This window comes from Paenibacillus sp. UMB4589-SE434 (assembly GCF_030226685.1).
Classification (GTDB): domain Bacteria; phylum Bacillota; class Bacilli; order Paenibacillales; family Paenibacillaceae; genus Paenibacillus_B.
Genome location: NZ_JASOYK010000005.1, coordinates 272,674 through 286,617, shown reverse-complemented (window position 1 = coordinate 286,617; position 13,944 = coordinate 272,674). Strand labels below are relative to the sequence as shown.

Below are 13,944 nucleotides of genomic sequence, written 5' to 3'. Positions count from 1 at the left end.
ACAGCCAAGATGTTGTGATGTGGCTTACAAAAACGACCCGTTTAGACGAGTTAAAGATTATATCGGCAAGGAGACCCTTAATGAACGTATTAATAGCAGATGATGAACCACATATGCTTCATATTATAAAGGCTTACTTCGAGCGGGAAGGATTTCGTACCTTCACGGCTGAAGACGGTGAGGCTGCGCTGCATGTACTTTGCAGCGAGGCGATAGATTTGGCCATTCTGGACTGGATGATGCCGAAGGTCAGCGGCATAGAGGTGTGCAAGCACATGAAGGCACACAGCCATGCCAAGGCTTTGCTTCTGACGGCTAAGGGAGAAGTCGAGGATGAATTGCTGGCACTTGAAGCAGGGGCGGACGATTACGTACGTAAGCCATTTGATCCGCGGATTTTGCTGCTGCGGGCTAAGAAGCTGCTGCAAGTTGCTGAGGACGTGCGTGTCGGACCTTTAAACGTGGATATGCAGGGACGAAAAATATACAGGGACGGAATGGACATCGAGGCGACAAACAAAGAGTTTTTGCTGCTGAAGACGTTTATCGAACATAAAGGCCGTATTTTGACGCGTCAGAACCTGCTTGATCAAGTATGGGGCTTTGACTACTTTGGTGATGACCGAACCATAGACACCCATATTAGACGCTTGCGCGAGAAAATTGGAGAACACTTGATCAAGACACATCGCGGTATTGGATACAGTCTGGAAGTGCCAAAGGAACATCCAAATGAATAAGCTGAGCCGTAAGTTGTTTGTTCGTTTCTCACTCATCGTCGGCCTTGTGCTTGTACTTAGTTATGTGGCTAATACGTTTTTTCTTCCTAAATACTATTTATATCAAAAAAAGACAAATCTGGCTCAACTAACAGAAACGCTGGAACGTATAGACGAAGACAAGCTGACGAATGAGCTTCCACATGTGGAACATCGTTATGGAGTTGATATTGTCCATGTTCCTTTTCAGACGAATATCGATGCCTTGAATGAAGCGGTGATCACGACACTTGATCGCAGGGGCATTCGACTAAGCAAGTTCTGGATAACAGAGGAAAGTGTGGCCAAGCTTACACAGCAGGAGAAGGTTCATAAAATATTTAGCCAGACCAAGCTGAAGTCAAGCTTTCTGGTTACGTTTATGAACAAAGATGATGAACTTTATGTCATCGGCGAATCGATAGCTTACTCCGACGAGACGTTACATATCGTAAACCGCTTTACGCTGTACATCTCCGTGAGCGCTCTGGTCTTGACCTTGCTGCTGTCCGCATGGTCAGCGAGACGGATCTTGCGACCGCTTGCTGAATTGCGCGACACAGCCGAGCAGATCGCGGAGCTTAAGTTCAGTCGAGCAAAGATTCATACAGGGGACGAGATAGAAGCTTTGGCGGATAGTGTGAATAGGATGAGTGACAATCTGGAACGGGCGCATCAGGAACTGCAAGTACGTAATGATAATTTGCGCGTGTTCATTTCGGATATTTCACATGAGCTAAAGACTCCGCTTGCGCTCATGAAGGCTTACACCGCGGGAATGAAGGATGGGCTCGACGATGGTACCTTTACCGACGTAATTGAGCAGCAAGCGGATGATATGGCACGACTCGTTGAACGTTTGCTTGAACTGTCAAAACTTCAGGCTGATACATATGAGATAACCTCATTTAACTTTATGGAGCTTCTCGCAGAGAATGTTGATAAATATAAAATCGTTATGGCTGAGCGGAGTATAGAGCTAGAGTTGGAGCTGGCGGAGGGGATTCAACAGGTTAGCGTAATGGCAGATCGTACAAAGATTGAGATTGTGCTGAACAATTTCTTTACGAATGCGATCAAGTATGCGACAGACTCTTATATTCACTGTGCTGTCACATGTGAGTATCAAGTGCTGACTTTCCGCCTGCGCAACCGCACAGGGGAATGGACAGAGGCTGAATTGAAACGGATGTGGGAGCCCTTCAGTGTTGCCGAGCAATCGCGCAGCAAGCAATTAAGCGGGACTGGATTAGGGTTGTCGTTAGTGAAAACCATTCTGGAGAAGCATCAAGCTGCGTACGGTGCTAGAGCAGAAGGTGGTCAGATCGAATTTTATTTTTCTCTGCCTGTCACATTGGCGTAACAGAGAACCGCTAACATAGTGCATGCAATCAGTAATTAGGATACAGGAGGCATGCACAAAATGAATAAAGCTTTACTGATTATATTATCAGCGGCGATGGCATTCAGCCTGTTAAGCGGCTGCAGTGGACAAGGAGTGGCGACAGCGGAGGTAGCGGTATCTCCGATTATCGCCGAGACCGTGAAGGCCGCATACCATGACTTTACGTACGAGGTGGACCCTGCGACGCTTGGCATTGTTATTACAAGCGACGGTGTGGAGGAGCAAGCATCCGTCCCACTGAAAAAGCGCGAATTTACCGAATATAAGCAAGAAGCTGGTCGGACGGAATGGACATATCCTGCGGAGCAAATCAAGGTGGTAATCGAGAAGAAGGATCATTATCTGGACATTCAGATTCAATCACTTGGTGCAGAGCAGTTTCAATGGCCGACCATTCAGGCAGACGACTACTTGCTGCCCTTATGGGAAGGAAAGCGAATTCCGAGCAACGATCCAAACTGGAGGCAGTTCTTGAAAGAAGAGACGTTAACGTGGAGCGAGTCGTTCTCGATGAACTTTATGGCGATGGGCATGCAAAAATACGCGCTTGTCTATGTAGTGGACAATCCGTTCAACAACGAGGTGTCATTTGGTACGGAACCCAAGATCAACCTGACATTTACACACGAATTTCCAACCCTTAATCCGAAGAAGGAATATGGATTCCGCTTATATGTCACCGCCAATGACCCTGTATCAGTAGCCAAGCTGTATCGAGGTTATATTCAGGAGACACACGGGTTGAAGACACTTGCGGAGAAAGCCAAGGAGAACCCGGAAGTGGCGAAGCTGTATGGGGCACCGCATATTTATATGTGGAATAGCCAAGTGTTAACTAATGAGAATGTAAATTGGTCTGCTATGAAATCAAGGCTGGGCAGCCCGATCTGGGCATGGATTACAGAGCTTATGGAACGATATACGGAAGACGGATCACAGGAGCTTAATAGCGTGCTAGGGGAGGCGAAGAAAGAGCCACTTAATGCTTATCACAAGCGTGCCCTGGTGAAGGCGCTTAATCAGGTGTTAAAGCTGAAGCAGTTGTACAGACCAGATCTGTTCCGGTCAGCAGATGCAACAATGTTGACAGCGATCGCTGGTGGTGTCGATAAACTAAGCGAGCAGAAAATGTATGCCTTCAATAAGAGCTTGCTGAAGAGTGTCTTTGGTGATGCGTTAGCCAATCCATCCGAGTGGGGGCAGGAGCAATCGACCAAGCTGGTAGAGGACATGCATCAGGCAGGCATCAAACAAGCCTGGATCGGTCTTCCGAATTGGGCGAACGGATTGATGAATCCAGCATTTGTAGAGAAGTCTGCGAAGCTTGGTTATTTGATTGGGCCGTATGATTCGTATCACTCGATACAGGAGAAGGAAAATAAGGAATGGAATACGGCGTATTTTCCCGATAGCAAGCTGTATAACGAGGCAACCGTCACAAACAAACGGGGAAAAAAGATCGGTGGTTTCCTAAACCGCGGCCGCAAGCTAAATCCTACTCTATCACTTCCCAGCGTGAAGCAGCGATTAGAGGGTATCTTGCAGGACGGTATTTTGTATAACTCTTGGTTTATTGATTGTGATGCAACAGGAGAAATCTATGACGACTATACGCCTGGAAACATTACGACGCAGGAGCAGGATATGCAGGCGCGTCTTGCACGAATGGAGTACATCTCCAAGGAAAAGCGGATGGTTATCGGTTCGGAGGGTGGTAATGACTTCGCCAGTCGAGTGATTGCTTTCGCACACGGTTTGGAGACGCCGGTTATCAAGTGGAGCGACAAAGATATGCGTGAGAATAAAAGTAGTCCCTATTATATAGGCGGGTACTGGTCGGCACAGGGCGGAATACCTGAGCGATACGCGAAGGAAGTGCCGATTAAAGGGCTGTACCAGCGTATTTATGTAGATCCAACCTATTCGCTGCCCTTATTTAAGTTAGTATACAACGATTCTGTCATTACCACGCATCATTGGGAATGGGGCAGCTTGAAGATCAAGGATGAGGCCGCTGAACGTATGCTTTATGAGTTGTTATATAATGTGCCGCCACTATACCATTTGGATAAGGAGCAGTGGGAAAGTCATCAAGACATGATAAAGACTTATTTGGACGTATGGTCGCCTTTTCATGCCAAAGCCGTAACCAAGGAGATGACCCAATTTAAGGTGTTGTCGAAGGACCGGCTGCTGCAAACCGCCAAGTATGGTGAGGACATTCAGGTGATTGTGAACTTTTCTAAGAAGGATGTCCAATACGAACAGGAGGCGATTCCAGCGATGTCTGCTGTGATGAAGGATGGCAAGTCACGAACCGTGTTTAAAGCTAGGGATGCTGTGTATAAAGGTTGATTCTGACCGTCAGTGCTTTGGCTTCTGCTTTCATAGTTTCATATGACATTAACAAGAAGGCTGAACGGCTCTAGAGAGTAGAGCTGTGCAGCCTTGTGACATTATACGGGCTTTATGATTTCATCCCTTAATAAGGGTTGATATTGATTTAGGATTGCTGCTTCGTGTACAAAAATAGCTCATCGACAGAAACCTGCAGTACGTGGGCAAGCTGAAAAGCAAGTGTAAGGCTTGGATCGTATTTGTTATTTTCAATGGCATTGATCGTCTGACGTGATACATTACAAGCTTGAGCCAAATCCTCCTGGGACAACTTCAGCAATCTTCGTAAACGTTTAATTTGATTCTCCATCGTCTACCAACTTTCACTGTTCCAACATATGTGGCATCATCATACAAGATCATTGATTAAATGTAAAATACTTTTTACATAATAATGCAGTTGATCCGGGTAAACTAGAGTTAAGAGTTCATAATGAGACCAAACTATTATCCTAATGACAAAGCATCATAAGGGGAGGAAGTTTTCATGAGTCATTATCCGATTGAACCGATTGTACAAGCGATGAAAGCCAACGCTGATCCAGAGAAAGCGGCAGCGATGTCAAAATATATGCGCGGACAGTTTCCCTTTTTTGGTATTCCCCAACCGAAGCGTAAGGAATTGTTCAGATCGCACATACGAACTTACGGGAAGCCTGCATCGGCAGATGTTTTATTAGCCGCAGTTGAGGTGTTGTGGGCATATGAAGAGAGAGAGTTGGCTTATGTGGCCATGGAACTTCTAGAAGGAGGATTGAAGCTGCTGGAATTGTCACATATACATCGAATCGAACGCTGCATCCTGACAAAATCCTGGTGGGATACAGTGGACGGATTGGCTTCCCATACAGTAGGGGGCGTGATGAGTCGTTATTCGGATGATTGTCGTCATTATGCTGGACGCTGGATAGGTTCGGATCAAATGTGGTTGAACCGCACAGCACTGTTATTCCAACTGAAATATAAAGGCAAGACAGACCGTGAGTTGTTAGCAGCGGCGATCGCAGCACACGTTGAATCAAAGGAATTTTTTATACAGAAAGCGATTGGCTGGGCTCTGCGTGAATATGCGAAAACAGATCCGGGATGGGTAGCACATTATGTGGAACAGCATGAACTAATGCCGCTCAGCCGTAGGGAAGCAGTAAAGGGACTGATGTTAGAGGGTGTCTGATGCGAGAGGGTTAAGAGAAGTGTTCAAGTAGTTTATTTGCAAAAAAAGGAGTTGACGATAACATCCCTTTGTTTTTATAATACCAATTAAACAGGTAGGAATTATTATATAAATATTACGGGGTGAACGTCGATGAAAGATCAAGCTTGGCTACCGCTTCAAGATCTCTCGGTGTATGGCAGTTGGGGCGTAGCGTTACTTTTAACCGTTGTATTGTGGTGGCTGGCGAAGAAGAAGGTCGGCTTTGGAACCCGAGTTTTACTTGCAATGGTGTTCGGTTTTGGTATTGGAGCATTATTTGGTAAGGACGCTGTGGATGTAGGCATTCTCGGTTCTATATATGTAAGCTTGATTAAAATGGTCGTCATGCCGCTTGTATTCTCGACGATTATTACGAGTATTACTTCGGTCAAAGATCTTAACGTACTTAAGAAGCTAGGAACAAAGACAATTGCGATCTTCTTAATAACAACGGCGATTGCGGCTACGATCGGTATTGGCGTTGCTGTGGTGGTTGATCCAGGAGCAGGTATCGCACAAAGCACGGATGCTGCGAAAGATTTTGAGGCGCGTGAGATTCCAACATTTAAGCAAGTACTGCTTGATCTTGTTCCATCGAATCCTGTTAATGAGATGGCAACTGGGAAAGTAGTACCTGTCATCATATTTGCTTTCTTCATTGCGATCGCCATTACGTGGGAAGGCGGACGTCATCCGGAGCGTGTAGAGCCGGTGAGGAGCTTCTTCCAATCTTTCTCTCATATTATGTTCCGCGTAACTAAGATTATTATCAGGTTGACCCCATACGGTGTGCTCGGTTTAGTCACATCAATGGCTGCTAAGTATGGCTTAGAGACACTCAAGGAATTAGCTTGGTTTATCGCAGCGGTCTTTATTGCTTGCTTGATTCATATGGTTGTCACTTATGGATTGCTGGTGACATTTGTAGCAAGAGTGAATCCTCTACGCTTCTTCAAGAAGGCGTACCCTACGATTGCGGTAGCTTTCACGACTCGCAGCAGCTATGCGACGCTGCCTGTCAATCTGGAGGTGATCACCAAGCGGATGAAGGTGTCCGAACGTGTCGCAAGCTTTGTGGCTCCACTCGGAGCTACGATTAATATGAACGGATGCGGCGGTCTTTATCCGGCTATCGTTGCGGTGTTTGTAGCCAAAGTATTTGGCATCGAACTTGGAATCACGGACTATTTGCTTATTATCGCAGTAGCTACGCTGGCATCAGTCGGTGTTGCGGGTGTGCCTGGCCCAGCATCCATTTCAACGACGGTGGTATTGGTTCAAGCAGGATTGCCATTAGAGGGCTTTGCCCTAGTACTTGGTGTTGACGCCATTGTGGATATGGCACGTACTGCTGTTAATGCTACTGGTACAACGGTAGCCTCGCTTCTGGTGGGCAATAGCGAGGGCGAGTTTGACCGTGAGGCATTTAATAACGAGCCTGATGAAGATATTGGCATCGGGCAAGAGCGCAATGTAAGAGGCAACGGAGCCGTAACAGCAGGTTAGTGCCACGTAGAATAGGGAGTCTAGCACAGGTTCTGCCTTGCTAGACTCTTTTTTTCGCATGACTAGATGAGCAGAAAGGACACTCTATCTGCCATCTATTTCTATTATGAAAATGATGACTGTGAACTAATTCTTTTAATCCGTTATAATAGAGTCTCAATCTAATAGACAAGATAGAGCAGCGGAATGAAAGGATGATAGAAATGAAACAGAACAAACAGCGTCGGTTAGCCGCCGTGTGTATGATAGCAGCGCTTAGTGCGACCCTTTTGATAAGTGGATGCTCCAACGGAGCTACCCCCACTACGGAAGGACAAAAGACACCTCAGACAGGTTCAGGACAAGTCGATCCTGCTTTGACGCCTCAGACAGGAGAAGATGCCGACAGCAAAGGAGAGGAGCCAGTGGACAAGCTTGCATCCGTAAAGAGTGAGGCCGCAATGGCGAGTACTACGGAAGAGAAAGATGGCAAGTCTGTTGTGACAAATCCAGAATCCATCTATGTCGTGGTAAACAAACAGCGTTCACTGCCGGATGGATATGAGCCGGCAGATTTGGTGGAACCCAATGTAAAGTTCTCCTTTAGTGAAGCGCATGAGAAGCGTCATATGCGTAAGGAAGCGGCAGCGGCGTTAGAGCAGTTGTTCGCCAGTGCAAACGAGAGTGACATCGAGCTGAATGCAGTATCCGGATACCGATCTTACAAGCGTCAGCAATCCTTGTTTAGTCATTACGTGGATACACAGGGTCAGGAATATGCTTCACGTGTTAGTGCTGTACCAGGGACTAGTGAACATCAGACAGGATTGTCCATTGATGTATCAAGCCCAAGTGTGAGCAATGAATTGGAGCAAGTATTTGGTGCTTCCAAGGAAGGTAAATGGCTGGCAGAACACGCGCATGAAGCAGGCTTTATTATTCGTTACCCAGAGGATGGAGAAGCCATTACAGGTTATATGTACGAGCCGTGGCATATTCGATATGTTGGTGTGGATACTGCCACTGCTATTTACGAGCAGAAGACTACGCTGGAGCAATTCCTTAGTGATTAAATGTCCGCAGGGCGAGGTCGTTATACGTATTTTAATAAATGAAAGTTAGCGATGAGCAGCATCCTGAATGAGAGAGCTTGCAGGCTGTGTAACAGCTTGTAGGCTTTTTTCTGCGACCAGACCGGCAAACGACCGTATTGAAATCGTGCAGATGGAGAGTTGCGTAGATATCCTTTTGCATGAAACGTATTGAAGCGTGTAAGATAAGGCTGGGCATAGCATTAGCTTTTAACAAATTTTGCTCAGTTCTTTTCATTTTAGAAGGAGGAATCCATGTGGCATTTGGAGCGCGGGTGCTGAAGACGGGGATTGCGGTAACGCTGGCCCTCTATATCACGATGATTCTGCAGCTTCACACACCAGTCATTGCGGCGGTGGCCGCGATCTTTGCGATGCAGCCTTCCATTTACCGTTCATGGCGGTACTTTCTGGAGCAGCTCCAGACGAACACCTTAGGCGCAGCTATAGCATTGTTGGCGGGGATGGTCATATCCAACAACCCTATAGTGGTCGGTATTATCTGTATTTTAGTTATTATGATTTGTCTCAAAATGAAAATGGAAGAAACGGTCGGCCTAACCTTAGTAACGGTCATCGCGGTAATGGAGGCATCTGGGCAGTGGGATTTTGCATTAGCAAGATTTGCACAAATTCTGGTAGGGATTGGTTCGGCGTTTGTCATAAATATATTATTTTTCCCACCGAATCCTAAAGTCCAATTTAATCAACAGCTAGAGGCAGCATTTAGTAGGATGTCGCTGCTCTTAAGAACAGTTGTGTCTGATGAGATGAAAGAAACGGCATTCCGTGCAGAGAAGGGCGCGCTTGAGGACAACTTAAAGTCACTTGGCGATAAATTCAAATTGTTTGAAGAAGAAACCAAAAAGCTGAAACGGGCCAGGTACCGGGAATCCAGACATATCGTTGTGCACAAGCAACTGCTGTATACGCTTCATAAAGGAATGGAAGTATTGGAAGCGATGGAGAACCATTATTTCCAGTCGTTTAGAGAAGAGGGTGTAGACCGTTTATTTGACGCTCATCTGGAATTGCTGATCAAGGGTCATGAACACGTTTTGTTAAAGATGGAAGACAAAGTGAAGCAGGACAGCCACGAAATTGAGCGGCTGCAGCAAGATAATGAGTCATTTCTATATGTGTTGATGACACAATGCGTACAGGGCGAGGAAGGATCGAGGCGATTATCTATCGTTGCGGCGGCATGCTATGAGTATGGTTTCCAAATTTGTCGTCTAGATCGCTTGGTAGGGCATGTGGAATCAGGGCAGGACAAGAAAAAGTGAAAGATATGCGAACACATAAAGAGCCTGTATACGGCGTTAGGGAGTTAGTCCCATACGTCATATACAAGCTCTTCTTAAGACTGCTTCAGTTAACCGCAAGGCACCGCAGCAGACTCGCTATGAAGCCATGACACGTAGAGACGTTTGCAAATCAACATGCGACTGTTCATCTTAACCGAATGAATAATTCCTATCGTTGATAATCGAAAGTACCTATTCTTGGCAAGAGCAGCCCAGTCCGTCTTACTTATCACATCGACATACTCATTTTAATAGCTACTGTTCAACATGCAGCTATTAAATGGTGTGTAAGTGTGATAACAGACGTGCCGTGTTATCTACACAGCTGCCTGGTGATGTTGAGATCGGCAGTGTCTTACGTCATCATGGTATTCGGGACGCTAAGCAAAGTCAGGTGATGACGTCACCTAGCGTCAATACTTAGCATGTTTTAACTTGTACAGATGCATACGAAGGAATATTTTCCTGTATACGTACGTGTATCTTTCAGGGAACTAAGACGGCGAGTGTTTAGTTACGTTAACAGCTTCAACTCGAGTATAAGGTTTAGTGTCGTTTAAGACGTCGCCCAGGCCCTCGGACAACCCCGATATCCACTCTTCTTGATTATAAGATAATATCTCTTTACGCAAATCGAGCATCTTGCGATCCAACTCATCAACGGCTTTGGCGGCCTCCGTGAGTTCATTGATGACATGCTGCGGGACTTGCTGCTGGAATTTATAATAAATAATGTGCTCCAGACTAGCCCAGAAATCCATCGCCAATGTACGCAGTTGAATCTCGATGTATACCCATCGCACATCGTCAAACAGGACAAGCGGCACCTGTACGATTACATGCAGACTCTGGTAGCCATTTCCCTTTGGACTGGCAATGTAGTCTTTAATGTCGACCACACGAATATCGTCTCGTGATTTTAAGTGATCTAGTATTAAATAAATATCCTTCACAAAGGCACACACAATACGCATGCCAGCTACGTCATATATTTTACTAACGATAGAGTCCAAAGTTAGGGGTAAACCTTTGCGCTGCAATTTATTAAAAATGCTGTTAGGTTCTTTTAGTCGGGTCTTGGTATGCTCAATCGGAGAATATCCATTGCGTATCTTCCATTCTGCTTGAATAATCTTAATCTTCGTCTCAAGCTCTTCCAATGCCAACTGATACAATGTGGGCAACTGCTTTACTTGTTCATACTGCTTTAGAATCATATCAGACTTGGACATGTAAAATCTCCTTCTTGCGTGTTATCGCAGATTATAAATGCAAATCTTTATCTCAAAAGCATTTCTCTGCGTCTACTCTCTATTGTAATAGATATCAGGGGGGTATTTCAAAATACAGAATGAACTTTCCCCTATTTACTAATTTTTTAAACAGCGCAGCAGCACAGAGGTTATGCCATCGTATTCACACTATGCTGTCATTTAGCGGGCAGTGCAGGTGAATTTGGTGTAGGACCACGCCAGGCATCTATCAAGAACCGACTGACCCCCTGTTTCTTGCCGTGTACGATGACAGGTGAACTGATGAAGAGCTCCTGTCTTGCACGAGTAATGCCGACATAGAGCAGACGTCGTTCTTCTTCTAACAGTGTTTGCTTGACGTCAAGTGCGCTGGACGATGTGCTTGTGATGGAATGGATGGTGCTGTCCAAGTGAACTGGATTTACAGCTTTACCATCACGAGTCCTACTAGTCGAATCGATCGAACCAACTGTGTTGGTTTGCATGGAAGAGAACTGTTCCTTCTCTGCGGGTGGCTTATCCCGAAGCGATATTCGATGCGGAAGCAATTCCTCCGTAATGCCGATTAAAAATACGCAAGGGAACTCCAGTCCCTTGGCTCGATGTATTGTCATAAGTGTAAGGGTATCGTGTTCGTCTGTGGACTGCTTGCCTGCAAGAGCAGCTGTAGGGGCCTGCGCAGCCCGCTTGTGAGCCTTTGCTGGCTTTAAGGCTGCTGCGGCAGCATAGCGTTCTCTCAGATCTTCAATATGCTTTAAATAGGCTTCGACCGTGTCAAAACGCTGAGCTGAGCTCTCCAGTTCTTCTAACGTCTCGGCAATGGTCTCTTGATAGGCTGTTGCTTTTTCTCCAGCCATTGCAGTTGTATATTTATCGTAAAATTCACGGCGCATGTCACGTATTGCCATCTGTGGCTTCAAATTAGCCAACTTTTTGATGTATCGAATGCGAGGTTTGACCGCAGCTTGCTGGAACTCGGCAATACCCGGGCAAGTAGCCAGATGCACCAGTGGGTACTTCTTGGCATGACCTTTATCTGCTTGCTGCACATACGTCAAGCCAGAATCTTTCGGTACATACAAACAAGCAACTGCGCTGCCGAGCGCATCGAAATCACGCGGCTTCAGGGCGAGCCGCAGATGATCAAGGAGCGGCTTAACCAGCGCGTGTTCATAGAACAGTGGTTCAGCACCTAACTGCTGAAACGGGATGCCGTTCATCGTCAGATGCTCAACTAATGCACGGCTTGTATGGCCCGTCCGATACAGGATCGCAATATCTGCATATCGCAGCTTACCTGACGATACAAGCTGCTGAATGTGCTCTGCCAATAGCTGAGCTTCTTCCTCGCCATCCACGGGCCGCAGGTAACGCGGCATGGATATAGAATTAGCACGAAGAGGGGGTGAATAGTTATCCACATGGTTACCTGCTCTACCAAGTGGGAGATCCGCTACGCCCTGCATTGTCTTAGCTAAACGTTCTTTATTATGTTCGATGACTGCATTTCCCAATCCGACAATTGCCGGATTGGATCGAAAATTCATGTCGAGTGTAACTTGTACCGCATCAGGGTATGTCGTACGGAACTCTGTCATATATAAATGACAAGCTCCGTTAAAGGTATAGATCGTCTGATCGTCGTCCCCGAACACAGCCAAGTTGCGGTGCCCATCAGTCACATGGCGGAGCAGTTGAATCTGGACAGGGGTCGTATCCTGAAATTCGTCGACCATGACGTAGCGGAAGCGACGGCGGAGCTTCGCCACGAGTGCTTCATCGCTGTCCAACAGGTGGACGAGGTCAACAAGCAAATCATCGAAATCTTTTAATCCACGTTCGCGCTTCTGGTCCTCAAAGCGCTTCATTGCGCGCTGCATGTCGCGCTCTGCGTTGCCATCCGGTCGCCAGTCCATAGGGGACTGGCAGCGCGCCTTCAGCGCGGACAGCGCGGCAAGCACCGTCTCGGCCTGCAGCGTGTCGTGCAGGCTGAGCTCGCGCAGCACGCGGCGCATGAAGCCGTGGCGCGCACGCTCTTCCGCGAGCAGCGTGAACGGCGGTGCGTACGCCTGCAATAGGGCAAGCGCGAACGAGTGGAACGTTCGTGCTTGCACGCCGCGTGCCATGGCCGAGTTCACGCCAGGCAGCCGTGCTAGCCGCGAGCGCATCTCTGCTGCGGCTTTGTTCGTAAACGTGACCAGCCACAGCGCCTCTGGCGCAGCTCCGCGCACGGTTAACAGGTAAGCAGCCCGTGCCGTCAGCACGGACGTCTTGCCTGAACCGGCGCCCGCAAGGCAGAGCAGCGGTCCTTCGCCGTGAAGGACCGCGCTGCGCTGTGAGGCATGCAGCGATAGGCCCTGATTCGCCAGCCCTTGAAAAAACCAGGCATCTTCCTCGGATTCAACTGCCGCCGCAAGGCGGGCTTGGTCAGCCGTAGCTGCAACCGGGACAGGTGCTGCTGAGGTTACCCCATCGGGCCTCGACCGCCAGGATACAGCGGCACGTTGTTCTTCTTTCTTCATGTGAGTAATTCCTTTCTTATAGTAAAGGCCAGTTAACAGTTAGCCCAGTAGAGTTCTGTTATAGCTGCTGAATGAAGGGTTCATGTTACAATCAGTCTCTTCTATTATGATAGCAGAATGCTGACACCGCAAAGGCCATATCTTCCTGAAATTCGAAATGTTAAATAGAAGAGAAGAATACAGCACAACACAAACATGTTTTTACACGTATAAGCATACGTTGTCCTTAGATTAAATTAAGGGGGAGACCCTTTGAAATATGAACCAAGGAAGGGAAGTGCGATCATTCACACGTCTAACGATTCATATTGATTTGTGCATTAAATAATCAGTTTTTTACGATTTCAAGTTTCAATTGTCATGGCTTTGTTTAAAGGTTATCAGGGTTTATACTGAACTTCGCGAGAAGAGGTGAATTCACCTCTCTGCCAACAAGTATAATCTCGTATGTACTTGTAAATGCGGGACAAACATACTATGTTTATAATCGATCTATTTCAAATTTTAAATGATGGAAGTTTGGTGTGACAG

Annotated in this window: 10 protein-coding genes; 7 read left to right on the top strand and 3 right to left on the bottom strand. The window is 46.8% G+C overall.

Annotation, left to right across the window (positions count from 1 at the left end; all coding sequences use genetic code 11):
- Positions 1-80: 80 nt before the first annotated feature.
- Genes QP775_RS18665 through QP775_RS18655 form a run of 3 tightly spaced genes read left to right on the top strand, consistent with a single transcriptional unit; the run spans position 81 to position 4,518 of the window.
- Positions 81-740, top strand: coding sequence for a response regulator transcription factor (locus QP775_RS18665; RefSeq protein ID WP_285108300.1), 660 nt, complete (start codon positions 81-83; stop codon positions 738-740).
- On the top strand, positions 733-2,121 hold the full coding sequence (locus tag QP775_RS18660) for a sensor histidine kinase (RefSeq protein WP_285108298.1): 1,389 nt from the start codon (positions 733-735) through the stop codon (positions 2,119-2,121). Before QP775_RS18665 ends, QP775_RS18660 begins: the two co-directional genes overlap by 8 nt.
- 60 nt (positions 2,122-2,181) lie before the next feature.
- A complete protein-coding gene (locus tag QP775_RS18655; protein ID WP_285108296.1) occupies positions 2,182-4,518 on the top strand; it encodes a glycoside hydrolase in 2,337 nt (778 codons plus the stop codon).
- A gap of 148 nt (positions 4,519-4,666) precedes the next feature.
- On the opposite strand, the gene QP775_RS18650 is transcribed toward QP775_RS18655, so the two are convergent.
- The gene (locus QP775_RS18650) at positions 4,667-4,870 is read right to left on the bottom strand and encodes a helix-turn-helix transcriptional regulator (protein ID WP_239329475.1); all 204 of its coding nucleotides are present in this window, start codon (positions 4,868-4,870) and stop codon (positions 4,667-4,669) included.
- Between the two features lie 177 nt (positions 4,871-5,047).
- On the opposite strand from QP775_RS18650, the gene QP775_RS18645 reads away from it, so the two are divergent.
- The 4 genes from QP775_RS18645 to QP775_RS18630 all read left to right on the top strand — a co-directional run bounded on the left by QP775_RS18645 (position 5,048) and on the right by QP775_RS18630 (position 9,617).
- Entirely contained in the window at positions 5,048-5,734 is a 687-nt protein-coding gene (locus QP775_RS18645; protein WP_239329474.1) for a DNA alkylation repair protein, read from the top strand.
- 132 nt (positions 5,735-5,866) lie between these two features.
- Positions 5,867-7,261 (top strand): dicarboxylate/amino acid:cation symporter, encoded by a 1,395-nt coding sequence (locus tag QP775_RS18640; protein ID WP_285108293.1) that lies wholly within the window; start codon positions 5,867-5,869, stop codon positions 7,259-7,261.
- 203 nt (positions 7,262-7,464) lie between these two features.
- Entirely contained in the window at positions 7,465-8,313 is an 849-nt protein-coding gene (locus QP775_RS18635; RefSeq protein WP_239329472.1) for a M15 family metallopeptidase, read from the top strand.
- Positions 8,314-8,588: 275 nt separating this feature from the next.
- On the top strand, positions 8,589-9,617 hold the full coding sequence (locus QP775_RS18630; protein WP_239329471.1) for an FUSC family protein: 1,029 nt from the start codon (positions 8,589-8,591) through the stop codon (positions 9,615-9,617).
- A gap of 515 nt (positions 9,618-10,132) precedes the next feature.
- Here QP775_RS18630 and QP775_RS18625 read toward each other — a convergent pair.
- Together QP775_RS18625 and QP775_RS18620 are read right to left on the bottom strand one after the other, a co-directional pair.
- Positions 10,133-10,870: a GTP pyrophosphokinase gene (locus QP775_RS18625; protein ID WP_239329470.1), complete on the bottom strand. Its 738-nt coding sequence runs from the start codon at positions 10,868-10,870 to the stop codon at positions 10,133-10,135.
- Between the two features lie 197 nt (positions 10,871-11,067).
- Positions 11,068-13,413, bottom strand: a complete 2,346-nt coding sequence (locus QP775_RS18620; protein WP_285108290.1) for an ATP-dependent helicase — start codon at positions 13,411-13,413, stop codon at positions 11,068-11,070.
- Positions 13,414-13,944: the final 531 nt, after the last annotated feature.

Coding starts and splice junctions, on each gene's coding strand:
- QP775_RS18665 (WP_285108300.1), top strand. CDS start 81: ATGAACGTATTAATAGCAGATGATGAACCACATATGCTTCATATTATA.
- QP775_RS18660 (WP_285108298.1), top strand. CDS start 733: ATGAATAAGCTGAGCCGTAAGTTGTTTGTTCGTTTCTCACTCATCGTC.
- QP775_RS18655 (WP_285108296.1), top strand. CDS start 2,182: ATGAATAAAGCTTTACTGATTATATTATCAGCGGCGATGGCATTCAGC.
- QP775_RS18650 (WP_239329475.1), bottom strand. CDS start 4,870: ATGGAGAATCAAATTAAACGTTTACGAAGATTGCTGAAGTTGTCCCAG.
- QP775_RS18645 (WP_239329474.1), top strand. CDS start 5,048: ATGAGTCATTATCCGATTGAACCGATTGTACAAGCGATGAAAGCCAAC.
- QP775_RS18640 (WP_285108293.1), top strand. CDS start 5,867: ATGAAAGATCAAGCTTGGCTACCGCTTCAAGATCTCTCGGTGTATGGC.
- QP775_RS18635 (WP_239329472.1), top strand. CDS start 7,465: ATGAAACAGAACAAACAGCGTCGGTTAGCCGCCGTGTGTATGATAGCA.
- QP775_RS18625 (WP_239329470.1), bottom strand. CDS start 10,870: ATGTCCAAGTCTGATATGATTCTAAAGCAGTATGAACAAGTAAAGCAG.
- QP775_RS18620 (WP_285108290.1), bottom strand. CDS start 13,413: ATGAAGAAAGAAGAACAACGTGCCGCTGTATCCTGGCGGTCGAGGCCC.